Genomic DNA, 25,414 nt, shown 5'->3' with positions numbered 1-25,414 from the left:
ATCAGGCGACGTCGTCGTCGGGGGTGCGAGCCAGATCGGTGAGGAAGTTGCCGCAGAAGCGCAGTGCATCGGTTACCGTAATAATGCCCGCCAGTTCACCTTCCTTCATCACCAGCACCGAGCCAATTCCGGTATCCGCCATCGCCAGCAGTATTTTATCCAGAGGGTCATGGATATCCGCGATGTAGGGGCGGCGGGCGCACAGGTCCCGTACATAGAGCTGTTGCTCTTCCAGACGGTGTCCGGGAGACTGCACGCGCTCGATATCCCCACGGGAAATGACCGTCTCCAGATCGCCATCCCGGGTGACTGGAAGGTGGTGGACGCTGTGTTGCTCCATCAGTGCAGTGGCAGCCTCGATGGGCGCGTCGATGTCGATATGGTAGGGAAATGGTGTCATCAGGGCCGCCAGGGTTGGCATATGATGAATATCCCGAATCTTGGTCATGTCAGGTCCCCCTTAACCAGTTTTGTCATCTCTAATGGCGTTGAAAAGTCTGTGCAGATACATTTCCAAAGCTTTCCAGCAGCTGCTATCCAACACTACACAAGTTCCACCCAAGAATAGAACAAGGAAAAGAACCAAATCACGCCCGGGTAAAAAAGATATACAACCTATTGGCGGTCGGCGGACAAATCAGTATTATGCGCAGCGCTCAAGACCGTGCCCCGAGGCGGCTTTTATATTGATTCAGTTTTGATTGAATAACCAAATCAGACTTGAAATGTCGGCAATCGGCATCAATATTTAGGAGTCTTCTGATATTCGAGACACCGGTATTCAATTAAAGAGAACTATTTGCATACAAGCTTTTCACTATGAGTATTCCGGCGCTGTCGACTCAGTGGCTCCGGGTATTGGTCGCCGTTGCTAAGCAAACGCTTTAATTGTCATTCAATTGTTCAATGTTATGTGCTGTATTTCCGCGTTTTTACAGGGAATTGTATAAATTGAATTCGATATCGATGTGGAACTAATCCGTCGCGTCTATATTCCTGTATACATTGATTCGGTTATGCACCGATAACACATTGAATTGGTAACCACCGCGCGGGTGAAAACCCGGTGCACTCTGTATAGCGGCTATCGAAGTTGCCTTTGGAGTAACGGGCCAAGTAACCGACGGTTGAGAAAAAAGGATATAAGCCAAACTTCATCCTGGGCTTTGTAAGACTCGGAAGTCACATTTTAAATACTGGTGATTAATCACCGCAAATAACACTATCAAACCACCTACGTTTTACATATATCGAGGCTCAACATATATGTTTCAGGAATACGACCAGATCGAACAACAAATCGCTGAACACCAGGCCAAAATCGAGGAACTGCAAGAGCAGATGGCTCTGGCCGAGCGCAAAAAACAGGGCGTCATCGCGTTTGACAAGGCGTTGATCAACCTGGCCGCCGAATACGACATGGAAGAGGAAGAGTTGTACAGCGCTCGCGGCGAGCAGATTGTCGAGTGGTTGATTGGTCAGCTTAACAATGACGATGCGCCGGACTTCGTGCGCACCCTCAAGGCCCGCATTGCCCGCAGCCTCAAGCGTGAAGGCGAAACACCGCGCCGCGCTACCCGCAAGGTTGCCAGCAACAAGCCGGCGGAGCCGAAGCTGGAAACCGGTCACTACCGCAACCCGTACACCAACGCCACCATCGAAAAGAAAAAGCGCAACCCCAAGCAGCTGAACCAGTGGGTTGCCGAGCACGGCCTGGACAAGGTGCAGTCCTGGAAGATCTGATCGCTCCCCGCTAACGGCGATTCCGGCGGTACTGCCGCCGGAATCCCTGCCTCCATTCCCTCTGTTACTCATTCCCTCCCTCAGTTTTCGTCCTCAACGGTTGAAATCCACCGCCGTGACTTCTCACCCCTGTTTACGCAAGCGGCGTTGATTTCATTTAAACGGCTGCTAACTTCGCTCTTTTTACGTCAATCCGATTATTCCCGCGCTGTCCCCCGGACAACCTCGGGCGCGGTCAGCAATACTTTTCTGAGATCTGAATCGCGCAATTTCACCAAGCTGTTGATCCACAACAGATTGACGCATGATCGACAAGGAGTACCCCGTGCCAGTGAGGCCAGTCCCACCGGGTGTCGACAGGTTCCGCCAGTGCCTGATTTCCAGTCTGTGCCTGTGCATTTGCCTGTGGTTGTGCGGGTGTAATTTCAGTAGTGATTCCGGCAATCGCGCGCTGGGTAGTGGCAGCGGCTCCGGAGGCGGTTCTGGCAGCTCAAGCAGTTCCGGCAGCGCCAGTCCCGGTGCGCCTGGCGGCGTGGAAAAAACCGGAAAATTTATTGCCGGTGGTATCCAGGGGTTGCACTACGAAACCCCCAGTTTTTCCGGTCTCACCAATCGCAATGGCCGCTTTCGCTACCGCGAGGGGGAGACGGTGACATTTTCCCTCGGCGGTATCCTGCTGGGCTCCGCCAGCGGTGCGCCGAAGCTCAATCCGTTTGACCTGGTCGGGTCTTCACCCCTGAGAGATGAGCTGGCACTGCGTGCGGCGCTGGAAGACCACCAGCGGGTAGACGCGCTCGACCTTGTCGCCAACATGATGCTGCTGTTCCTGACCCTGGACCGGGATCAGAATCCAGAGAACGGGATCGATCTCACGGACTGGAATCGGGATCTGGCGGATTACCGTTTGGACTTTGCCTTCGACCTCTACGGATTTCCCGCTCGCCGCGGCCTCGATTCCCTGTCTGCCATCAAGACCGCGTTTGCCATCCAGTACCAGCTGCCCCTGAGCGAACCACTGTTGTACCTGTACGATGCCCTCGGCGTAGAGGTTCCCGTCCATGTACCGGTGCGGGAAACCCGGGACATTGAAGACAATGGCTCCATCGAACAGGAGGTGCTGCTGGTCTACAACGACTTCGGCCTGCCCGCTGAGCTGCGGCTGTTCTTTCTGCCGGATACCGCACAAAGCTGGCGCGAGCGCCTGACTTTCGACTATGACGATCGCGCCCGCCTGGTTTTCAGCTTGCGGGAATCGGATATCGATGAAAATGGCGTTGTAAATTTTTTCTACCGCTCCGAACGCCTGTTTAACGGGCAGGGTTTTCTGGTCGAAATCGTCGAGGAAGACGGCGTGCTGGTGGTCAACGAACGCCGAATTTACCGCTTCGACTATGACGACGGCAGTAACCGGGTGCTGTTTACCTTTGAGCAGGACGACGATGTAGACGGTATTGTCGATGCCATTTTTCGCAGCGAGCGCTTTTTCAGTGACGATGGTTTGCTGGAACTGCAGCAGGACGAATCGGATCTGAATGCCGACGGCCGTGTGGAAATCCGGCGAAGTTTCAGCTTCCGCTACACCAGCGCCGGGCTGCTGCTGGAACAGATCGATACGGAAGACAATGGCGACACTACGCCCGCCGATGGCGTCGTGGATAAGCGCACGGAAATTGATTTCCGCCACGACAGCCGCGAGCGCCTGATACGGGAAACCCAGCGCATCGACGACAATGGCGACGGCGTGGTGGACCGTGAAAACACCTACCGCTTCACTTACTTGAGCAACGACCTGCTGCGGGAGCAGGTGTGGGAATTCGACGTGGATGCGGACGGCACTCCAGACGTACGGCGGAGGTTTGAATATCGCTACAACAGCCACGAGAATCTGCTGCGGCGGGAAATGCAGCTGGACACCGACGCCGATGGTCGCCCGGAAGCCCGCGAAGTGGTTGAGTATCGGTACACCAGTAACCAGCAGCTGCGGGAAACGGAAATTACCACCTACAACAGCAGCGATGAGGTTCAGGGGGTACTCACCTTCACCCGCACTTATGGGCGAGACGGCGAACTGAGGGACTGGTACCGGGAAGGGGAAGGCGCTACCGGTATCGTCAATACCCCCATCCGGCTCCGCTGGCAGTACGCGGACATGAAGGACGGCCTGCGCTACCTGATCGAGCACTTCCGCTTCCGCCAGCCCGCCTACCCGCAGGAGGGCGTCAGTGACCTCAACCAGCCGTGCCTCGAATACCGCTTCGCCGCAGAGAACACCGTGTGTGCCGCAGAGTTCTGGGATACACAAATCTGGTTTGAGAACCCGCGCTACTGGGGCCTACCCTGGTAGGCCCGGTAATTCGCGACGGAAGTATCCCGTTTAGTGGTCGATGCGGAAAGTTCGGTAACAGAGGTGCAGAGTCAAGGCGTCCCGATCAATGCATCTTCAGGCGCGGTTTGACGAAGCGGTTGGCCTGTCCGATCACGTACAGCAACATGGCCTTGGGCCAGCCGTGCAGGGCCGCCAGATGCATGCGGTACAGGGACCGGTAGGCGAGGCCGGCGAGGCGCCCCTCGATGGTCAGGCTGCCTTTCACCAGACCACCCATCAGATTGCCCACCGCGTCGAACTTGGACAGGGAAACGAGCGAACCGCGGTCTTTGTAGGTAAACCGCTGGAGTTCGGCCTGTGGGTTTTCCACCAACTTGATCAGATTGTCGCTGGCAGTGTTTGCCATCTGCTGTGCAGATTGCGCGCGCGGCGGCACTTTGCGGCCGTTTGCATCTTCGCAGCCGGCGCAGTCACCGAGTGCGAAAATAGCCGCATCGGTTTTACTGCGCAGAGTGGCTTCCACTTCGATCTGGTTTTGCCGGTTGACGGAGAGACCGTCGAGATTCTTCAGAAAATCCGGCGCCTTTACCCCCGCTGCCCACACGCGGATCACCGCGGGTATTTCCTCTCCCTCTTTGGTCACGAATCCCGTGGCGGTGGCTTCGGCGACCTGGGTATTGGTGAGTACACGCACACCGATTTTGCTCAGTTCCTTTTGCGAGCTGTTGCCGAGGCGCGGTGGCAGCGCCGGCAGCAGATGGGCGCCGGCTTCAATCAGGGTGACCTTCAGATCGCCATTTTTGATACGCCCGTAATGGCCCATCTCGTGCACAGCGTCCACCAGTTCCGCAGCCAGTTCCACACCGGTGGCACCGCCGCCGACAATGGCAATATGCACGGAGTCCACCACCTGGCTCTCCAGCTGCAGGAATTGATCCAGCAGACGATTGTGGAATTTTTGCGCCTGCTCGGCGCTGTCGAGAAACTGGCAGTGCGCGCGCACGCCGGGGGTATTGAAGTCGTTGCTCTGACTGCCGAGGGCAATTACCAGGTAGTCGTATTCCAGTTTGCGCGCAGGTATCAGCGGTGTGCCGTCTTCGCTGCACACCTCCGCCAGTTCGATGGTTTTGTGTTCCCGGTCCAGCCCCTGTAAGGAACCCAGTTCGAAGTGGAATCCGTTGGCGCGGGCGTGCACCTGGTAATTCAGCGCATCCAGGCTGGAGTCCAGAGCGCCGGTGGCCACCTGGTGCAACAGCGGTTTCCAGATATGGGTGCGATTTTTGTCGACCAGGGTGACCTGGGCGGCAGGAGTGTCGATGCGGCGGTGGAAACGATTGAAGGAGAAGTGACGGCCGAGGCTGGTGGCGAGCTGCAGCCCGCCGGCACCACCGCCGATAATGACGATTTTTTTCATACCAGAGTTTCCTTAAGAGCAAAAAATGTATGTGCTCCAGGCTCTCTGTAGGTCTCCGTAAAAGCCCTTGAAGGCCCTTGCGATGATAGTGGCGAGTATCACCGGGCGTCTGTTTTTTCGCAACGGGAGAATGGTTTCAGGGGAAATCATTGCTGCGGGCAATCGGCAGCAAAGTGTCTATTTACCCGTTATTTGGCGGTATCGCGGCTGACATCCACATCGCGCAACACTTGCTCACGCTGGCCCGTATGCTCGGGGTCGCCGGGGTACCGGCGCCAGTGGTCTTCCCGGAGCCGCTCCGTGAGCGAGTAGGTCTTGTCGGTGGTGGCGGCAACCAGGTTGTTGAGGGAGGCGAGGAATTTGCGGTTGCGGCGATCTTTCCAATGCCACAAGGTCGCACCGATGGCGGCGAAGGGGCTGCCGGTGAAGATCGCGCGTTTTGCCCCGCAGCTCAGCAAGTGAGGAGAGAGCCATCGCGGACGGTAGGGTTTGAGGGGTTTTTTCTCCAATGTGGCGCGCAGATTCCGGTACAGCACTCGCCCCTGTTGCAGGGCGTGCAGACTTGCTTTGGCGACTGGCCTCGTACACAGGCTGGCCACATCGCCGGTGGCGAATATGAGCGGGTTGTCCACCGCGCGCATATACGGATCCACGCGCACGAATCCGCGCGCGTCCAGTGACAGCCCGGATTGTTGCAGCCAGGGCGGTGCCGAAACCGAGGTGCACAGCATCACGTTGTCCAGCGGCAGGAACTGCCCCTCGTCACTGTGAATGCCCTGTCGGGTGATTTCACATACCCGGCAGTTCCGGTGGACGTGAACCTTGAGCCGGCTGAGTTCGCGTGCCACCAGCCGTCGCGCCAGCAAAGGGTAGTTCGGGGGGAGTTTTCTGCCGGCCTGTATCAGGTGTATTTCCACCCGCCCGCTGGAGACCTGCTCTTCCAGAGCCCACGCCATCGCCATCGCCAGTTCACAGCCGCCTACACCGCCGCCGATAACCCCCAGACGCAGGGGCCGGTAACTGTCGTCGATCTGCTGCTTGAGCTGTTCCCAGTGGCGGTGAAATTGGCCAACAGGTTTGACCGGAATGGCGAGTTCAGATCCGCTGATACTGCGATCGGAACTGGCACCCACGTCCAGTGACAACAGGTCGAACGCCAGGTCCGCTTGCCCGAGCAGGGCCACTTTTTTTTGTTCGAGATCGATGTGGTGAGCACAGGCGCGAATAAAACGCGCGCCGGCGACATGACAGAGTCGCTGCAGGTCGATGTGAATTTCGCTATCGCGATAATGTCCGGCGATCATCCCGGGCAACATATCGGAATAGGTGGTGTGGGACTGGGGAGATACCAGTGTCAGTCGGGCGCCGCGCAGCGGGTTCTTCGCCCACATCTGCAGCATCGCTGCGTGGCTGTGACCACCGCCAATCAGCACGATGTCTTTAAGGGGAGAATGATTCCCAGGGTGAGAATTGTCCCCCCGGTGAGAACTGCCCCGGGGCTCAGAACGCTCCTGCATATACTGCCTACCTTCCTGGTTCACCGTGCAACGCTACGACGCTGGAGCGGTTGCTGCGGTGATACGACGGCCTTGGGCCTGATGGCGCGGCCAGCTACAGAGCTCGCCATAAACTGGTCGAAATACATACAGTGTAACGTCTGTTTTTCCGGTGGCATGGGACCGGGAGCGGCTCGGGTGGCTTGTGGCGCCGGCAATTCTCCTGGCAAACACCGCAAGAAATAAAACGGCCTTAAAAATTAGTGCGGCGTTGGCATTGGTGCCAGTGATTGGGCGGGCGCTGGTCTTTAATGTAGGAAGCGCACAGCCCCGTCTTCTGCACCGGTTGCGGTATGTTAAGAGTGCGCGAAAATCCTTTTGCGCCGAGTATTGATGTCCACTTCGCCCTCTTCAGAGTCCAGGGAATCCAGAGGAATACGCCGACTGCTTTGGCTGTTGGTGGCGGTCCTGCTGTTGACTGGCGCGCTGAATATTCTGGTCTCGATTATCCTGCCCGGCGCCTTGCAGCGCTGGTTGCAGGAGCGCGGACTGGAGGCGCGGATCGAACACTTCGACGTCTCCCTGCCGCGACTGCGCGCACATCTGCGCGGCGTCCGTCTGCGCAACGAGTTTGATCGTGGTTTCCATGTTCGCGAAGCCACACTGGGGCTCAGCTGGTGGCATCTGCTGCGGGGAAAAATCCGGATCAATCTTGCCCAGCTGGAGGGTGCTCACCTGGATCTGGAGTCGGAGCCCGGCGAGCGCGGGCGGGTGTGGGAAATAGGCGGCTGGCGCCTGGGGGAAGGGGAAAAGCGACCGAAAGACTGGCGTGTGGATCTGTCTGCGGCCAGCCTGCGCGACAGCGTGGTCTGCTACCAGCACAAACCCCAGTGGTCTACACCCAGTTGTGCCCGTATCGGCTTGCTGGAACTGGAGGATTTTTTTGTCGCCGGTCGCCGGATAAGCGACGAACCGCTGCAGTTCTCCATTGGTGCCGACGACCTGGGCTTGGAAAATCTGTTGGCCTGGGACGAGCTGCCGGAGCCGCCCGGCGGTACCAGTAGCGGCGGAATCCAGGACCCGGGCGAGGGGGATATGCGCAACTCCCCCACGGAAAACCCCACCATGGCGGTAGTCCGGCTGAAAATCGAAAACGGCCGCTTCGATCGCCCGGGCAACCTGCTGATTGCGTCGAACATTTTCACCCGCAAATTTGCCGGTTGTCCTCCGGATCGGTGGGCGCAAGCGCTGCCGGCACTGAACCGCATCAGAGGCCACTGTGCAACCGCGCGCCGTTTGCAGGTCAAAGGGGCAGTGCGTTTTTCCTTTGGCAAGGACGCCGCGATTGCCTGGCGCCGCGCCAGTGGTGGCGAGGTTCGCCTGCGCTACCGCAATCGCCGCCACCCCAACTGGCACGCGCAGACCATCGCCATTAACGGTTTTGATTTCCTGCGTCAGCAGAAAAGCCTGCAGTGGCAGAGCGCTGGTGCCAGCGGTTTTTCCTGGTGCCCCAATGGATTGCGCAGCCGGCAACATCACTACTGCGTGAGCGCCGGCAGTTTGCGCCTGCCGCTGCCAACGAGTTTTGCCTGGCGGGACGGCTTTGAGGTCAATGCGGCAGAAGCCCTGCTCACCCAGGGCAGTGTCAGTGACCTGGATGCGAGAAAGCCGCAGCCCAATCCCCTGAATACCAACAATCTGCGCCTCGCCGCACTGCACTACCGCAATAACGAGCGCCGCCTGCAGCTACACCAGATGAGTCTGGATGGCGCCTCCGGATGTATTCCCGGGCAACTCTGGGGGCGTGAGGACCAGTGTATTTCCCTGGCTCAACTGCTGGTGCCGCAAGATTTCGTCCTGCAGTTTCCACGCAGAACCTCGCGCACAACCCCAGGCGCAATCCCAGGCGCAATCCCAGGCACAACCCCAGGCACAACCCCAGGCACAACCCCAGGCACAACCCCAGGCAATAATCGCCCCGCACAATCCTGGGCCGTGGAAAGTGGCCCCGTCAGCCTGGCAAAACTGCAGTGGGGACGACGCCTGTTAAAAAAAACCGACAGTGTTTCTGGCACAAGAGAGCCCCTGGCGCTGGCGAATGTGCAATGGGCGCGGCTGCAGCTGACGCCGGACGAGCGACGTTACCTGGTGGAAGATATCTCACTACAGCGCATGAACGGCTGCGTGCCCGGAGGAATCCTGCCGCGACGTCTGTCGCCACTGTGCACCCGCTTGCAGAAACTGCACGGCAACGGGGATTTCGTGCTGGAACTTGGGGATTCCCCCTATCTGATACTCGGGGAACTCGGGCTGGATCGCCTGCTGCTGTCGGACCATCTGTCCGCGCAGCCGGGAACCGAAACCGGGCTGGTGCTGAACCAGCTGCACACTGGAGCTGGGCTGTTACGTATCCGCCACCAGCAGTGGCAGCCGGGGGAGTATTTTGCCGATGGTGCGGCGCACTGGTGGTCCCAGAGTGAGGAGGCGGCTGGCGCGACTGCTGCAGGGGGCGACTCGGAGGAGGGGGCGGAAAAGGGAGTGCTGGCGGATACGGCAACAGCTGCCGCTGTCACGTCCGGTTCCTTACAGCGCGGCGAACAGGGCGAGCGTTTTGGGGAAGCAATCGGTTCAGCAATCGAAGCCCGGGAAACAGAGCTGGAGCTGGCGTCCCTGTCGCTCGCCAGTCTGGAAGGCTGTCTTCCCTCGTCCTGGCAGTCGCTGCTCGGCAGCGATTCCAGTAAGCGTCGCGCCGCGTGCTTCACCGTCCTCAAACTGAGCCAGCCGCAGCCGCTGGCCTTGACCCTGGAGCAGCAGCGGGCAGTCACGTCTGCCAACATGAACGAAGGTGCAGCCCCGCCAGACCCGATTGCGACCGAGAAATCAGACAGCCGCTTCCGTCTGGCATTTTCCGCCGCGGAACTGAGTTTGCAGACCGCGCGGGTAACCAGTGCAGACGACAGCAGCCTGCTGACGGTGGAACAGTTGCAGCTGCCCAGTGCGGAAGTTCACCTGCAATCTTCCCCCGGCCGAGTGCGGGTGGATATTCCACAAGCGGCACTGGATCGTGCGGCCTTCTGTCTCAGTCCCGGCCGCTGTGTGGATATCGCCATGCTGCGCACCGGCGAAACCTTCACCCTGGCCTATGGCCGGAAACAATTTTCCGCGGATCTCAACAACCTGCTGCTGGAACATTTCTCCCTGACCGGTGATGAGCGCGACGTTACCGCGAATATCCGAGCGTTGCAGAGCCTGTCACTGCAGGTCAATTTGCCGCGCAATGCCGGTGCCGAGGCCTACTGGCAGTTGGATAGCCTCAGCGCTGCAGAAATGGACGTCTGCTGGCCGCCGCGCGGTGATCCAGAGCGACAACTGCCGCGCTGTGTGCGCGGCCGCGATCTGCATTCCGTCGGCAATGCCATTGCAATCAACCAGCTGGGGTTGCACCAGCGCCTGGAAGACACCGCGCAATTGCAGCTGGGCAAACTGCGCATCGAACAACTGGGGCTGGTGCAACCGCGGCAGCCCGGCCCGGTACTGGTCAACCTGCACAATGTCCACCTCGACGGCGTCGATGGCTGCGGTCTCGATGACTGGCTGGCGGCCAGCCCCGGACTCACCCGCTGGAAAGGCTGCCTGTCTTCCACAAACCTGCATCTCAGTGGCGACAACCTGATCCCTCTGGGCGGGCAAAAACAGCAGGACCGGGGTGGCGACTACGCGAAACTGATTCTGGGCCCGGTGCGCGCCAGTAACCTGCAGCTGCAACAGCGCGGCGCCGCCACGCCGTTGTTACAGCTGGCGGAACTCCAATGGGAGGGCTTGCGCTGGCCCGGAGGCGGCGATTTTCAGGTGGAAAATTTATTGGTGCGGGATTTCTCCGGATGCCTGCCCGGGCAAGGCACTGAAAAGCGCGATTCGCGGTGCGCCTCCGTGGGTCTGCTGCGCACCACTGGCAACCAGCATCTGGAGTTTGGAAAAGAATTTCGCGCGAGCGGGCAGGTTCAGGTAGAAAACTTTGTACTGCGTCGAGGGGGCCGCCGACAGCTCGGATTTGAACATCTGGCGGTCAATGGACTCGCACTTTCTTCCGCTGCTCTGGTACTGCAACGGGGTGAGCTGTCCGGTCTCAGCGGCTGCCTAGAGCCAATGGCGTTTGGGGGAAAGCAGCTTAAACCCTGCTATGAAGTCGGCCGCGTGACCGTTGGCAGTGAGCACAGGGTGCGCTTGGCCGGTTCAGCGGGTGGTGGCTTGCGACGCCACTTCCACAACATGCAGATGGAAGGACTGCGCGTCACTCAGCAGGATTTTCCCACCGAGCTACCGTCCCGGCTACTGGAGGTGGAATCCCTGCAGGTAACAGAGCTGGGCATTGGTGGCGGCCAGCTGATTGGCGAGCAGTTGCAACTGAATAACGTCAGTGGCTGTATCCCCCAGGCCTACATCAAGGGCATTCACCACTGCATCCATGTGCAGAAAATTCTCGCTGGCGGTTACTTTGATTTGGCCAGTCGCCAGTTGCAGCTGGATAGTGCCGCGCTGGAAAAACTGACGGTGCAGGGGGCCGGAGGCGATCGGTTACTGGAAACAGACCACGTCGAGGCCCGCGCCCTCCGCGTATCCCGGGATCGGGTACAGCTGCAATCACTGGCGGTCGCCAACAGCAAACTGTTCCGGCGGGACGAACGGGCCCAGGAATTTGTAAATCACCCGTGGAACACGGAGTTCGAGCGCCTGACGCTGGATAACTTCGAATATTTTCTGCCGAAAAAAATTCTGACGATAAAAAATATCGAGCTGGTAAAACCCCACAGTATCCTGGCGCGGGGACTGCGGGGTGATCTCGGCGCGTGGGAGCGATTTCGCAGTCAGACGCCGCAATTGCAGCGCTACCGCTTCCACCGCGAAGATGTCGCCACCGAAGCCAATCGCTTCCGCTACCGTATCAATCAGCTTTATGTGGACCGCGGCCATTTTCTGTGGCTCGATCAGACTGAGGAATACGAGGCCAAGTTACCGGTGCGCAGAGTCAACCTGCTGTTGGCAGGACTCAGTAATTATCCGGAAGATCCCCCGGCGATTATGGTGTTCAACGGCAGCCCCGGTGGCTACAGCGAAATGCACCTGGGGGGGAATATCAACCTGCTGGAAAATAATCACTGGGATGCGGGGTTGCTGGGTTACGTCGAGGGCGCCAACCTGATTCCGGCAACGCCGTATATCGCCCGCCTGCTGGGCTACAAAATTTTGCAGGGCCAGCTGGATGCGGAAGTGACCATGAAGATTGATGACAATCAGGTGGACGCGCTGGCAAAAATGGAATTACAGAAAATAAAAGTGCGCAGGGTAAGGGAGTCGGATCAACTACAGGTCAAAAAAAGCATTATTCCCCTGGGTTTTGCGCTGGCACTGCTGAAAGATGGAAATGGCGACGTGCGCTTTAACATGCCAGTCAGCGGCGACCTGTACGATCCAAAATTCAGCATGAGCTTTATTTTCAGCGACCTGTTGCAACGCGCCATTCTTGAAGCACTGTTTGCCTATTTCACTCCGGTGGGTTTTTACAGTCTCGCCAAATTGGCCTGGGCGCGCTTCCGTGCGGTAAGCTTTTCGGACCTGGAATTCAGCCCCGGCAGCGATCTGTTGAGCGAGTCCGCCAAGATCAGTCTCAATGGCATGATTGAAAAAATGCGCGACAACCCACGGGCGCGCCCGGGTATTTGCGGCGTATCAACTGCACTGGACCTGACGGAAATGTTTCCGCTGGAAGCCCATGCCGCGCATGGCAGCAAAGAACAAAAAGAATCCTTTTTCCGCGAGCCGCCGCGGGGAATGCGCGAGGAACTGCTGGACCTGTCGCGTCGTCGCAGCCGCCATGTGCAGAAATACCTGATCGATGCAGGGCTGGATCAGGAAGATTTTATCCAGTGCGCACCCGACTATATCGGCAGTGATTTCGATGCCCCCCGGGTTGAGTTTTCCGACTAAAACAAACTACACCGATACCATTGCGTGGAGGTAATACCATGGCCAAAAATCTCGCCCATAAACTGATCGAGCAACATCTGGTGTCCGGCAAGATGCAGCCCGGCGAAGAAGTACAGCTGAAAATCGATCAGACCCTTTGCCAGGATGCCACCGGCACCATGGTCATGCTGGAATTTGAAGCACTCGGGTTACCGAAGGTGAAAACCGAGCTCTCCGCCCAATATGTGGATCACAACCTGATCCAGGCGGATTTCAAGAACGCCGACGACCACCTGTTCCTGCGCAGCGCCAGTCGCAAATGGGGAATCTGGTATTCCCGCCCTGGCAACGGTATCAGCCACGCCGTGCACATGGCCTGTTTCGGCAAGCCGGGTAAAACCCTGCTGGGTTCCGACAGCCATACCTGTGCCGGTGGTTCCATGGGCATGCTGGCGATGGGTGCCGGTGGGCTCCAGGTGGCACTGGCCATGGCCGGCATTGCGTTTTCCCTGGTAATGCCGGAAGTGGTGGGGGTGGAAGTGACCGGCAAGCTGCCGCCCTGGGTCAGCGCCAAGGACGTGATACTGGAAATGTTGCGTCGCTACGACGTCAACGGCGGCGTCAATAAGATCTTTGAATACTACGGCCCCGGGCTCGAAAATCTCACCGCTATGGACCGTCACGTGATCGCCAATATGGGCCAGGAGATGGGCGCCACCGCCAGCGTGTTTCCCGCCGACGATCAGGTGCGCGCCTTTCTTAAGCAGCAGGGACGCGAGGACGATTTCACGCCCTTGCACGCGGACGACGGCGCCGGCTACGATCACAACGACAGTATCGATCTGTCCACGCTGGAACCGCTGGTCGCCTGCCCCTCCAGTCCAGGCAAGGTAGTGACCGTGCGCGAGGTTGCCGGCAAACCCATATACCAGAGCTACATCGGCTCGTCCGCCAATCCCGGATTGCGGGATTTTGTGGTGCCCGCGCTGATGCTGAAAGACCGCCAGGTTCCCGAAGAAATTTCCCTCGATATCAATCCCACCAGCCGTCAGGTACTCGAAGAGCTGAGCAACAGCGGGCACCTGAACAGCCTGCTGCAGGCCGGCGCGCGTCTGCACCAGACCGGGTGCAACGGCTGTATCGGCATGGGGCAGGCGCCGGCTACCGGCCGCATTAGCCTGCGCACGGTACCGCGCAACTTCCCCGGACGCTCCGGCACCAAGGAAGACCAGGTCTACCTGTGCAGCCCGGAAACTGCCACCGCCAGTGCCCTGCTGGGAAAAATCACCGACCCGCGGGACCTGGATATGGATTACCCGTCTTTCTCCGAGCCATTAACCCTCAAGGATATGCGCCCGTTGTTACTGGCCCCGCAGGAAATTCCGGTAAAGGTGGAACTGGAAAAAGGTCCGAATATCCAGCCGCTGCCGGAATTCGATTCGCTGTCGGAAACCCTCGCTGGCCCCATTCTGCTGAAGGCCGGCGAGAATGTTTCCACCGATGAAATCCTGCCCGCTGGCACCGACATACTGCCGCTGCGCTCCAATATTCCCGCCATCAGTCACTACACCTTCTCCCGTATCGACGAATCCTTCTACCAGCGCGCCAAAGACTACGGCGGTGACAGCTTTGTGATCGGTGGCGAAAACTACGGCCAGGGCTCAAGCCGTGAACACGCCGCCATCGCACCCCGCTACCTCGGGGTACGCGCAGTGATCGCCGTATCAATGGCGCGCATACACCGCCGCAACCTGATCAACTTCGGTGTCGTCCCCCTGCTGTTCAAGGCACCCGCAGACCTGGCGCGCCTGCATCAGGGCAACGAACTGAAAATAACGAACCTCCCCGCACAGTTGCGCAACGGCAACGCCATTCAGGTAACGCTTGAGGATGGCAAGCAACTCGAAGTTATCCACAATATGAGCGCCGACGAAGTCGCCACGGTGATCGCCGGCGGACTGATCAATAAAGTGCGCGAGAATGAACTCGCGGATGCCAGGGAATCATCCAAAACGTAAGAGGCCAGGGAAATGAGCCAGCAGAAAATTAGCGAATTACAGCAGCAGATCGGCAAACTGAAACAGGAACTGGCGCTATTACAGCAACAGAGCGTCGGCGACGATGTGCCCGATTACACCTTCAACACCCTGGATGGCGAGGTTAGCCTGCTGAGCCTGTTCGGCGAGCGTGACACCCTACTGGTTATCCACAATATGGGGCAGGGCTGCCGCTACTGCACCCTCTGGGCAGATGGCTTCAACGGCCTGTTGCCACACCTGGAATCCGCTATGTCCGTAGTACTGGTTTCCAAGGACGCCCCAGAAGTGCAACGCCGCTTCGCCAACAGCCGCGGCTGGCGCTTCCGCCTGGCCAGCCACGGTGGTGGCGACTATATCCGCGAGCAGTCTGTGATGGCGGGGGAAGGCAATGGACCCGGCGCAGTCGTGTATTCCCGGCAGGGTGACAAGATCCTGCGCAAAAACGCCAGCGTCTTCGGCCCCGGTGATAATTACTGTGCAATGTGGGATCTGTTGGGCATGGCTGGTATTGGCATCAGTGACTGGACACCGCAATACAATTACTGGCAGCGGCCCCAGAAAATGGATGATGGTGGGGAGAATTTGTTGGAGAACTGAGAGGCACCAAAAGCGCTTTTTCTCTTAGTTGCCAATCAATAGCCACACATATCGCGAAATCGCAATCGGGTTCACACCGATGTGCTCTATACATCAATAATTATATTTTTTTCTCATTCTTGTATTCGAACTGTGTGATACCTCAATCCTATGCAGAAGGGGGCGGCCGATGCCATTTTATAAACCGTTAAAACGTTTCTCTGAAGTGGACCGTAAGCGTACAGTAGCTGGCCTCAAGCGACTAAGGGAGCAGTTTACGAAAGATCAGTTTCCGGAAAAAACCGCATCAAAATCTTTGATACTTGGTACCTGGAATATTCGCAACTTTGACGATGATCGGTTCAACTACGGTCCCAGATTGCAGGAGTCTTTGTATTATATCGCTGAGATTGTTTCACGTTTTGATGTGATTGCCGTGCAGGAGATCTGCGAGGACCTTTGGCCATTGGACGAGTTGATGAACCTGTTGGGTAGGCAATACCGCTATATTCTAACCGATGTGACCCATAGTGGTTTGGGCGGAAACAGGGAGCGGCTTGGATTCATCTACGACAAGAACAAGGTATCTTTCAAAGGTGTTGCTGGCGAACTCGTTCTTCCAGACAAAATGCTGATTAGCGAAGTTGAGGAAAAGAAACGGCAGTTTTCCAGGACTCCCTTTGGGGTTCTATTTCAATCGGGTTGGTTCGAATTTATATTTTCGACTGTCCACATATATTTTGGTAATGACTCTCCGAATGCACCGGAATATGACCGTCGAGTGAAGGAAATTGAGGCCGTGGCGAAGTATCTAAAAAAAGAGGCCGTTTCCAGTAATGCAAATCAAATACTTGTCGGTGACTTTAATATTAAAGAGCCGGGAAGTAAGGGGTTCAATGCGCTGGAGAAAAATGGGTTTACTACCGTAAAAAATAAAAAAGGAAGTAACCGAGATCAAACCAAGTTTTACGACCAGATTTCATTCCTTTCACGACGAAACGAACTCGTCCTCATGCAGCCAGAACGAGACGACCAGGTTTTTCAGTTCTTCGACAGCGTATTTCGCGCTGACGATTTCCAAATGTACAAGCCAATAATAATGACGCGAATACAGAAGAAGCTGAATAAGGCGGAAGAAAATTTGGCTGCTGCAACTTCGCAGAGTGCAAAAAATAAAGCGGAGGGGCAAATTGCCCGCCTTTCGGCAGTAAAAACCTCTGACGTATTGCTGGAAGAGTACTACGAGGAGTGGCGAACATTTCAAATGAGCGATCATCTTCCGCTATGGGTTGAGTTAGAAATTGACTTTTCCGATAGCTATCTAGACTACTTGAGTACGTACGAAGCCTAGGAACTAGCGCGATAAATCTCGTAAATAAAAATTTGTGGCCTAGGTTGGATCATGGCTAATTCGTGCTCAGGTCTCTCGTTACTGCACTGTGTACTATCCGACAAAAAATGATGCTTTCGTAATCGTCCCCGCCCATAAAACAACCTGTGCAAAAGGGTTTGCGCCGCCACAAATGTACTGAATTCGGATCCATCCCGTGGGTGTATATAACCAGTATCTGGTATTTTTCCGAAATTAATACCTAGTCTCTGGTCGATCGCGATGCCGGGTACAAATACACTTCTGGTTTAAAGTGATCATTGCTGAAAATGTAATCGCCGCAAATGAATGTAATGAGTGTTCTGAAAAGAAATCGTGACGCGTGAATCATTTTGTGGCTAGATATGTGAATTGTCTACGTAATCATGGTGTTTGAAGTAGGTGCACGTTTTGTGGGTGTTTTTGGTAAATCCGGTCTGTAAGTCCATTATCGCGCATAAAGCACCAAAATTTGACCGCGACTGATCGCGACGTTAGAGCTTGAATTCATGATTAAAAAAATACTATTCCCTTTACTGTTTTTAGCAAATTCCGCATATAGCTCTGACTTGAATCAGATCTATTGGTCTACTTACGCGTGTGATGGATACATTTATCATTTCAATCAAATAGGGAATGAATTTAAAATTTATTCAAAAATCGAAGTTTCGGATAAACAGGGTAAGTACAATTCATATCAGCTTACGAAAGGCGATTTAACTCTTCTCGAAAGTGGGCGGTATTCACTCAAAGGTAAAAGCTTAGAAGGTACATTGAAGTATACCGGTGATGATAAAGCTTATGTTGAGTCTGCCCAGTTTGGGAGCACAGAGCTCATCACGTGCAACTCTGATAGTGCAAAAAAGTTAATAAATGAGGCGGAGCAGTACTTCAAAACATGCCCTCTAAATGTACTCAACTGCAAAGGGCTCTAACAATGTGCTGCAGGCCGACGGCTTACTTTGGGCACCTTTTAGGTGGTCGCTGCGCTCTTATTTTTGCGTAAAACATTCACAAATTTAGCCAAGGTTGAGCGCGGCGTTAGCACCCTGATGAAAAATTTAACCACTATCACGTTTTTGATCATATGCAGTCTTGCAAGAGCGGAATTAATCCCGGTAGATGATTCGAAGTTCAATCTGTGCAAACCCTATGGCTGTACTTACCACGAGTGGTACTTTGAATCTGATCCAAGCTTGAGGTATATCGCTGTCGGCTATGAAGATGGCATAGATTACTCATTAGAAAGAGTAGGAAAAGATGGTAAGCTCAATTTACTATTGAAAGTAAACCCGATAGTTAAAGATTCAAATAACAAATTTTGGTGGGGCTATCCTTGGTCTACAAAAGATATACTTATTCAGAAAACGGACGGTAAGATTTACCTATATGCCAGTTTCGAGCACTGCATTGAAAGAGATGGAAACATTATTGTTCCAGAGTGGCAGGCTACTATGCCTGCGCTTCTACTTTCGGGTGAATACGGAAAATGGAATTTGGCTCAAGAGCAATACGATTATCAGCTTTATTCATTGAGTGAACTTGCTGTCAAGTCAAACATTGCTAACAGGTCAATCAGCTGCGCGTCTTCGGCGCCGGGTGCGCAATAGCTCGCCGGTTATTGAGGCGTTATGTGACAAGTAGATTATAAAGAAGCTCACAGTAATAGTTTTTATTTCATTCGCTGCCTCGGTGGCGGATTTAGAAACTGACAGTTTCTTCATTGATATAAAATCAAATTGTGGTGAGGGGGATGTTTCTTGCAACTAAATAATCTACAGAGGTACTAGTAAGAAAACTGGGCATAGCATCACATTGGAAGGGAGTTCTTGGCATGCTTTGTGTGCTGACGGCGTTACCCCGTGCCGCTTCCTTGGGTATAAATTCGATAACGGTAATATAACTTACTACGTGCATCAGGATGGTCTGCTAGAGGTTGTTCGTAATCGCGATGAGGTATTGGTTGGCGAGCAGGGCAAGTGGCAATAGTAGCGCGTAACAAGGCGAGGGCATTTTTTTCCAGCCCTGCGGGCCTCGGCTGGATAGCTTCCTTCGTGCACTTTATGCGCAGGTCGTTCGGTCCCGATTTTCGCGCACAAAGCGCACCAAGCAAGCTGCCGCTGTTCGCGGCATTATGTGTCACTATGGAGCTAAGATTTGTTCGGGTATCTACCAGATAAAGAGCCAGTAGGATTTGAGATTGCGATCTTCAAGTGGGTATTTCTTCCTGTCATGGCGCTGGGCGCTTTCGCTGTGTTCTCAGATATTAGCGAGGGGCGTAGTAAATGCGAGGCCATATGTATGGAAAGGGGGTTTCATGGTTTTAGATATACGCCAAGTGGACGTTATGGTATCGGCGGCAATAACTGTTACTGCCTGACGGAGGAAGAAAGTAATATGAAAAAACGCATCCCAAAAGGTACGCAGGTATTTTAGTGCGCAGGTATTTAGACGGCCGCATATAACAAGGCGCAGATCTGATGGCGATATCCCTCCACGTTAACGGACACCGCCACGCAAATTTCCAAACTCCGTGCACCCATAATGTTGATACTAATCAGCATCTCATATTTTGCCGCAAATAATCGCTGATATCTGGCCTATCGCTTTACTGGTTACGGCATACGATTCCAACTCAAAATCACCGTTGCTGAAAAAATAGTCACCTTTTTTGGATTCAATGAGTTTTCTGTGAAGAGGTCGTGACGCGTGAATCATTTTGTGGCTAGATAGGGAAATTTTTCCCGTATTCATAGTATTTGAAGTAGACGAACGCTTTGTAGGTATTTTGGATAAAGCCGGTCTGTAAGCCCACTATCAAACTGTTAAATTTCAGGAGATCACTCATGCAGGAGTTCCATTCTAAAGTCGACACGTGGTTGGCCGTGATTATTTGGGGGAGCGTTGCGTTTAGTATGATCATTGCTATCTATTTATTGATGGCTCAACCAATATCCGGCGCAAATGCCGCGATAGTTGCGGTCGTTGCTGTACTTGGAGCAGCTCTGCCGGCCTGGATAATGCTCTCCACAAGTTATATTGTTTTTAATGGAGTTCTAAAGATCCATAGTGGACCTTTTTCATGGTCAGTTCCAGTAGATGAAATATCTTCGGTATCCGCTACCCGTGATACGTTGTCGAGTCCTGCATTGTCCCTAGATCGACTTCGCGTCACGTATTCTGGCGGCAAGTCAATTATGATATCGCCACAAGCCAAGAGAGAATTCCTAAGCGCAATAGGTAGATAAATTTAATATGGCTCTGCAGGGAGACGGCTTACCTTATTTACTTTTTTGCGTAGTCACTTCGTTCCTGTTTTTCGAAAAATATACATAAGGTAAGCCGCCCTGGGAGCGGTGTTAGACAACCAAGGTATGTCAGCTCCGGCGGGCGTCGTTAAACGTAAGTTTAGAAAGAATAACGAAAATTATGAAAAAGCTAGCCATCCTTTTTTCACTTTTAATATCCGCCTGCGCATCTAGTGGTGGACATGATCAAGTTTCGAGCGGTATGGGAAAATTGCCACTTGATTATTCTGAGGCCACTACTGTAGAAGAAATTAGACAGTTAAAGCCACAATCTAAATTGCCGCTAAATATCGCGGTTATGCCTCCAAAAGGGTGGAGGTCTGAGCTTACTTTTGAAGAAAGGAAGGTGATCAAAGGTTGGGAGGAGGAATTAAAAGAAATAGGATTCGTCAATTGGTTGCAAATTGTTCCAAAATCTTTGATTCCGGAATGTCACTATAGAAGATCAGATAGAGAGTGTTTCTTTAATGACTCAAGAGTGGCTGGTGCGAGAATGAAAGCCGATGCCATACTGTTTCTCAATGCTAGCAGCGTTACCGAGGAATATGTGAATCCATTAAGTATTCTGAATCTCTCAGTTGTTGGCATGTGGTTTGCTCCGGCTCATCACCGAGACACCAATTCGATCTATGAGGCAGCGCTGTTCGATGTAAATAATGGCTACCTTTATGCTGTTTCAGAGGGGCAAGGTGAATATAAAAGCTTGAGGCCGTATATGTATGCTGATTCCGATACAGGTGAGGCTGAAGCCAAAAAAATGGCTTTGGATGACTTGGGCAAGCAATTGATTGCACTTGCCAAAGATCACGTAAGCAAAAATATAGCGCTTGGTAAGTAGCTGCGACGAATTGTGAAGGTAGCATAGGGCTGTCAGGCGCTCTGATTTCTTCTTCCCGTTTCAGTTAGTTCGCCTCACCATACAACCGATCCAACCGTAACCGCTCCCGCCCATCAAACAACCGCCGCGCACAGATCGATACCGCCACAAAAGTGCCAAACCCGGTACCCGCCGCAATCGTGAACATAATCAGTATCTGATACTTCACCGCCAGTTCCGGTGGCGTGCCGGCGAGTATCTGGCCGGTCATCATTCCGGGGAGGGAGACGAGGCCGGCGGCGGCCATGGCGTTGATGATCGGGGTGAGGCCGGCGCGCATGGCTTCGCGACGGAAATCCCCCAGGGCCTGTTGCCAGGTCTCCCCCAGCATCAGCCGGTTTTCGATGATGTCGCGAGAGCGGCGCGCGCTTTCTGTGAGCCGATCGAGCCCGAGGGCGACGCCGGTCATGGTGTTGCCGAGCAGCATGCCCAGCAGAGGAATCGCATATTGCGGTGTGTACCAAGGGGCAGGGCGGATCACGACGATCAGGGTGAGTACGGTAACGGTGAACGCGGAGATAAACATCGACAATGTGCCGATACCAAAACTCCAGCCGCCGCCGAGGCGATACTTCTGCCGCGCGACTACTTCGCGTCCCGCGAGCAACAGCATCGCGAAACCCATAATCGCCACCCAGTGCAGGCTGCCCACGGAAAACAGGGCTTCCAGTACCAGGCCAACCAGGGTGAGCTGGATGGCGGTGCGGGCGGCAGCGATCAACAGGGTTTTGCCGACCCCCAGACGTGCGACAAAGGTGCAGGCGGCGAGGGCGATGACCAGTGCCGCGGCCAGGGACAGCTGCCACCAGCTGAGCGCAATTACGTTCATCGGCTCACCTCCCGCGCTTCAATATGTTTATCCACTATCACAAAGTGCCGGTCCGCCACCCGCTGTATCTGGTCTTCGTGATGCGCGACCCACAGGGTGGGTAGCTGCTGTTCGCGAATAATCGTGCGCAGCCAGGTTTCTACTTTTGCGGTGTTTTCCCGGTCGAGATTCGCGGTGGGCTCGTCCAACAGCAGCGCGGCAGGCCGGCGCGATAGGGCCCGCACCAGCGCCAGGCGATGCTTCTCGCCGGAAGAGAGTCGCGCTATGGGCCACTGACATACATCATCGTCGAAACCGAGTTGTTCTAGGGCACTGGTATTATTCCCAACCAGGTGTGCACCGACGGTGTCGTGCCACCAGGCGCTTTCTGCCGGTACCAGCATGACGGCAGCACGCCAGCGATGGCCCGGTACCTCGCCCTGACGGATCTTCCCCAGTTGCACGTGGCCGCTGTGGGGTTCCAGGTCGGCGATGGCGCGTAGCAGTCGGGTTTTGCCACAACCGGAGGGGCCGGACAGACAGACGATTTCCCCGGGGGATATTGTCAGGTCAATCTCTTGAAGCTGACCGATCGTCACACGGTGAAGATTCAGTTTTGCCAAGGACGTTCTTCTCTATTTTTCCTGGTTTTGGAGTCAGTTGATGACCCCAATAGCTGTTGTGATCGGTGTGGACATAGTGCCATATCCTCCTGTATTCGGTGTCCAAACGCTGCAGTTTGCTCACCACTACTGCGCCCAATTCGGTGCCGGTGCAATTTTCGCTATTGTTCGTTCAGTGAAATGTTTCGATCCTGTGTTTGTTAAACGACACGGTGATTCTTCTGTTTCGCCTGCGCTAGCCTGCCGTTGGCTCGTCCTGCACCTTGTAATCGTCAAGTAACAAGGACAAGAGTTTAGTACTAAAGGGTTGGTCATATAGCCCTTTGGGGGCATGGAGTTGCCGTTTTGCCAAATGATAAAGTTCTATCTGCTATGGAGTGGCTTTTGGGCGCGGTAGCCTGCTGAAGTGCAGACCCTGCAATATCTTGGTTTTGCATTCTCGCAATTGATAGATTGTTGACTGTTACCGGTAATTTCGTACTCATTTCTGGACCTGTTTCCTCCCTGGGTTTCGATCATTCGCCCACGGCAAAAAGTCGTCTTTTGACAGCTCGGTAATCAAGACTGTATCCAGGAATGCATATGAATCTAACAATCCCATTTTCAGCTTCGAAGTTGCCTCTATGCGCGACGGTTTTATTTGCTGTGCTATTGAGCGCTTGCGGTGGAGGGGGCTCTAGTTCAGGAGATGGTGGTGGTTCCAGTTCCAGCTCCAGTTCCAGCTCCAGTTCCAGCTCCAGTTCCAGTTCCAGCTCGAGTTCCAGTTCGAGTTCCAGCTCAAGTTCTAGTTCAAGTTCTAGCTCCAGCTCCAGCTCCAGCTCGAGCTCGGGGTCAAGTTCCAGTTCAGGTTCCAGCTCAAGCTCCGGGGGCAGTTCGTTCCTGTCTCTCGATGATGCCTACGTTTCCGTTAACAGTTTCCCACATGCAAGTCTTGTCGGAGCCCCTAATGGCGCTCGGATTAAATGGGCGGACGGCGGTGATTATGTGATCTTCCATTCCGCACATGGAGATCTTGATGAGTTTCGGGTGAGTCGTGTTGATCTCAACGGCTATCAAGTTGTCTATAGCTATTCTTACAACGGGTATTCGATAAGGTCGAATGACTACGGCATGTTGGGAGAAAATACGATATTCACTACTTATCCAACCGGTGGGTTCAGTGGATGGCAATACAACCGATACGATGGCTACAGTGTGACTTCCGAACAAATCTCGTCGTTCAATACCAACCCCGACCGGTACGGCAAGGGGGATCTGGGGATTTACCGCCTCGACGGGAAAGATTATGTCATCCACGCTTCGCTGATAAATGACGCTGTAGGATCAAGCGAATATTACTCCCTGTTTGAATTGGGAAGTCCGCAGGTGACCGAGGCCATCGTTTCTTCGGTAACCGGTGAAAAAATTCAACCTCGTTCGGGCAGTTTCAATCGCCGCATGAAAAATACTGGAATATTCGTAGGGTATGAGGATTATTACTCTACGCCCACACAGTATTCCATGGTTTACCGGCTTACTTCGGTTGCAGAGGCGGTAGCAGAGCCATTGCTGGATACGGAAGCGAATCTTGATTATGTGAGTGCTGATGGTGATGTGGTCGCCATCTTTTACCATTATGAAGATCCGAATGCATTAAGCCTGAGGTATTACAACGGTGACCAGGTTAATGACACAGCATTCGAACGGGAAGGCGGCACCAGCTTGACGAGCGTTGTCGTGGGCAATCACATTTATTTTACGTTGGGCAGCACGATTGTTTACAAACTTGACGCGTCCACGGGAGAGATTGTTCGTCATCTTGAGATGGATACGAACAACTTCTGGATGCGAAAAAATGAGCAGAATGTTCTTGCGATATTCTCCAGCGGCAGAGATTCCGATTATCTTTCCCTGAGCTGTGGAAGTGTGGAGTACCAATATACCGGGGTTGATGCTTACGAGACTGATCACGCAACGGTTGCCGGGACGCGCTCTGATGTAAAAATCGCCATATCCCGTGATCTTGTATTTCTTTCCAAAATGGTGGGAGAAGAATTGGACGTGGGGTATGTGCCAATTCCTGCAGAATTGAAGGAACTGTGTGCCAATGATTCGGCTAGTGGCACTTAGGGGAGCTTTGAAGACTGAGGTATCGTTGTCACTACAGTTTTACAGTGACGGCCTGGATACTCCAGCGCGATTGAAGTGAAAGTAAAAGGGAGGCGTTTATCGCGCTCCCTTTTTTGTCTTTGACTTTGTCTTTTTTCCCAAATTTTAGAGACGGCGTAACGTCGTCTTCTTCTGCTCAAAAATATCCGATGCCCTTGGCCATCAGCGCGCCGCACAGGGCCATGCCTACCACTGCGGTCAGTTCCGCGTGCACGATGATACGCAACCAGCGCCGGCGGTTGTCTGGCAGTTGCGGTACCTGGCCGCGGGCGATTTCCCGGCGCCATCTCAGGAACTGTACTGTAGGCAGGGCGGATAGGGTGGCGGCGAGGGCGAACAGGGCCAGCTTTGCGTGAAAAGCGGCGTTGTGGAAATAGTATTCGGGGCCCTTTTCAAAGTGATACACCCGCAACAGGCCGACGATCAGCAGCGCCACCGCGGAGGCGCCAACGATGCGGTCCACAATCTGCAGCTTGCGTGCGCTCTGCAGGGTCAGTGGCTGGCCCAGTACCACCAGCTGCACGGTGAGGGTAACGGTAAGGGCGAGAAACGCGAGGTGGTGCAGAAAGGCGAACAGGGCGGGCATGGCGGCAATCCTTGCTGGTCGGGGCGGGCGTGGTCCGGCGGGTCTTTGGAGTTGATGTTTTTAGCAGCTATTCATCGGTCACTGCCATGCGCGGCCGGTCTATTTGCGGTACAAACCCGCTGCACAAACCCGGATTG

At 54.6% G+C, this 25,414-nt stretch carries 17 protein-coding genes; 11 read left to right on the top strand and 6 right to left on the bottom strand.

The features are described from left to right. Position 1: 1 nt before the first annotated feature. Positions 2 to 448: a CBS domain-containing protein gene (locus PVT68_RS08605; RefSeq protein ID WP_280322325.1), complete on the bottom strand. Its 447-nt coding sequence runs from the start codon at positions 446 to 448 to the stop codon at positions 2 to 4. 818 nt (positions 449 to 1,266) lie between these two features. On the opposite strand from PVT68_RS08605, the gene PVT68_RS08600 reads away from it, so the two are divergent. Both PVT68_RS08600 and PVT68_RS08595 read left to right on the top strand, forming a co-directional pair. After that, positions 1,267 to 1,743 carry a hypothetical protein gene (locus tag PVT68_RS08600; protein WP_280322323.1) on the top strand — a complete coding sequence of 159 codons (477 nt, stop codon included), beginning with the start codon at positions 1,267 to 1,269 and terminating at the stop codon, positions 1,741 to 1,743. Positions 1,744 to 2,068: 325 nt separating this feature from the next. Then, positions 2,069 to 4,087: a hypothetical protein gene (locus PVT68_RS08595; protein WP_280322321.1), complete on the top strand. Its 2,019-nt coding sequence runs from the start codon at positions 2,069 to 2,071 to the stop codon at positions 4,085 to 4,087. Positions 4,088 to 4,172: 85 nt separating this feature from the next. On the opposite strand, the gene PVT68_RS08590 is transcribed toward PVT68_RS08595, so the two are convergent. Together PVT68_RS08590 and PVT68_RS08585 are read right to left on the bottom strand one after the other, a co-directional pair. Further along, positions 4,173 to 5,483, bottom strand: a complete 1,311-nt coding sequence (locus PVT68_RS08590) for an NAD(P)/FAD-dependent oxidoreductase (RefSeq protein ID WP_280322320.1) — start codon at positions 5,481 to 5,483, stop codon at positions 4,173 to 4,175. A 188-nt stretch (positions 5,484 to 5,671) separates the two neighbouring features. Beyond that, on the bottom strand, positions 5,672 to 7,000 hold the full coding sequence (locus PVT68_RS08585; RefSeq protein WP_280322319.1) for an FAD-dependent oxidoreductase: 1,329 nt from the start codon (positions 6,998 to 7,000) through the stop codon (positions 5,672 to 5,674). A 372-nt stretch (positions 7,001 to 7,372) separates the two neighbouring features. Between PVT68_RS08585 and PVT68_RS08580 the strand changes: the two genes are divergently transcribed. From PVT68_RS08580 to PVT68_RS08545, 8 genes are all read left to right on the top strand, one after another. After that, positions 7,373 to 12,964, top strand: a complete 5,592-nt coding sequence (locus PVT68_RS08580; protein ID WP_280322318.1) for a DUF748 domain-containing protein — start codon at positions 7,373 to 7,375, stop codon at positions 12,962 to 12,964. 38 nt (positions 12,965 to 13,002) lie between these two features. Next, positions 13,003 to 14,961 (top strand): aconitate hydratase, encoded by a 1,959-nt coding sequence (locus PVT68_RS08575; RefSeq protein WP_280322317.1) that lies wholly within the window; start codon positions 13,003 to 13,005, stop codon positions 14,959 to 14,961. 12 nt (positions 14,962 to 14,973) lie between these two features. Then, positions 14,974 to 15,579 (top strand): DUF899 family protein, encoded by a 606-nt coding sequence (locus PVT68_RS08570; RefSeq protein ID WP_280322316.1) that lies wholly within the window; start codon positions 14,974 to 14,976, stop codon positions 15,577 to 15,579. Positions 15,580 to 15,748: 169 nt separating this feature from the next. Beyond that, entirely contained in the window at positions 15,749 to 16,909 is a 1,161-nt protein-coding gene (locus tag PVT68_RS08565) for an endonuclease/exonuclease/phosphatase family protein (protein ID WP_280322315.1), read from the top strand. 995 nt (positions 16,910 to 17,904) lie between these two features. Further along, a complete protein-coding gene (locus PVT68_RS08560) occupies positions 17,905 to 18,537 on the top strand; it encodes a hypothetical protein (RefSeq protein ID WP_280322314.1) in 633 nt (210 codons plus the stop codon). Between the two features lie 547 nt (positions 18,538 to 19,084). Next, on the top strand, positions 19,085 to 19,363 hold the full coding sequence (locus tag PVT68_RS08555; RefSeq protein ID WP_280322313.1) for a hypothetical protein: 279 nt from the start codon (positions 19,085 to 19,087) through the stop codon (positions 19,361 to 19,363). Between the two features lie 410 nt (positions 19,364 to 19,773). Next, positions 19,774 to 20,175, top strand: coding sequence for a PH domain-containing protein (locus PVT68_RS08550; RefSeq protein WP_280322312.1), 402 nt, complete (start codon positions 19,774 to 19,776; stop codon positions 20,173 to 20,175). A gap of 181 nt (positions 20,176 to 20,356) precedes the next feature. Next, entirely contained in the window at positions 20,357 to 21,073 is a 717-nt protein-coding gene (locus tag PVT68_RS08545) for a hypothetical protein (RefSeq protein WP_280322311.1), read from the top strand. 64 nt (positions 21,074 to 21,137) lie between these two features. Here PVT68_RS08545 and PVT68_RS08540 read toward each other — a convergent pair whose 3' ends face one another. Together PVT68_RS08540 and PVT68_RS08535 are read right to left on the bottom strand one after the other, a co-directional pair. After that, a complete protein-coding gene (locus PVT68_RS08540; RefSeq protein ID WP_280322310.1) occupies positions 21,138 to 21,941 on the bottom strand; it encodes an ABC transporter permease in 804 nt (267 codons plus the stop codon). Next, entirely contained in the window at positions 21,938 to 22,543 is a 606-nt protein-coding gene (locus PVT68_RS08535; RefSeq protein WP_280322309.1) for an ABC transporter ATP-binding protein, read from the bottom strand. The genes PVT68_RS08540 and PVT68_RS08535 overlap by 4 nt, the downstream gene beginning before the upstream one ends. Positions 22,544 to 23,527: 984 nt before the next feature. On the opposite strand from PVT68_RS08535, the gene PVT68_RS08530 reads away from it, so the two are divergent. Beyond that, entirely contained in the window at positions 23,528 to 24,652 is a 1,125-nt protein-coding gene (locus tag PVT68_RS08530) for a hypothetical protein (RefSeq protein WP_280322308.1), read from the top strand. A gap of 175 nt (positions 24,653 to 24,827) precedes the next feature. Here PVT68_RS08530 and PVT68_RS08525 read toward each other — a convergent pair whose 3' ends face one another. Continuing rightward, a complete protein-coding gene (locus PVT68_RS08525) occupies positions 24,828 to 25,277 on the bottom strand; it encodes a DUF2214 family protein (protein ID WP_280322307.1) in 450 nt (149 codons plus the stop codon). Between the last annotated feature and the right edge of the window lie 137 nt (positions 25,278 to 25,414).

The sequence above is a fragment of the Microbulbifer bruguierae genome (genome assembly GCF_029869925.1).
Lineage (GTDB): Bacteria > Pseudomonadota > Gammaproteobacteria > Pseudomonadales > Cellvibrionaceae > Microbulbifer > Microbulbifer bruguierae.
This window is presented reverse-complemented; position numbering and strand designations above follow the sequence as displayed.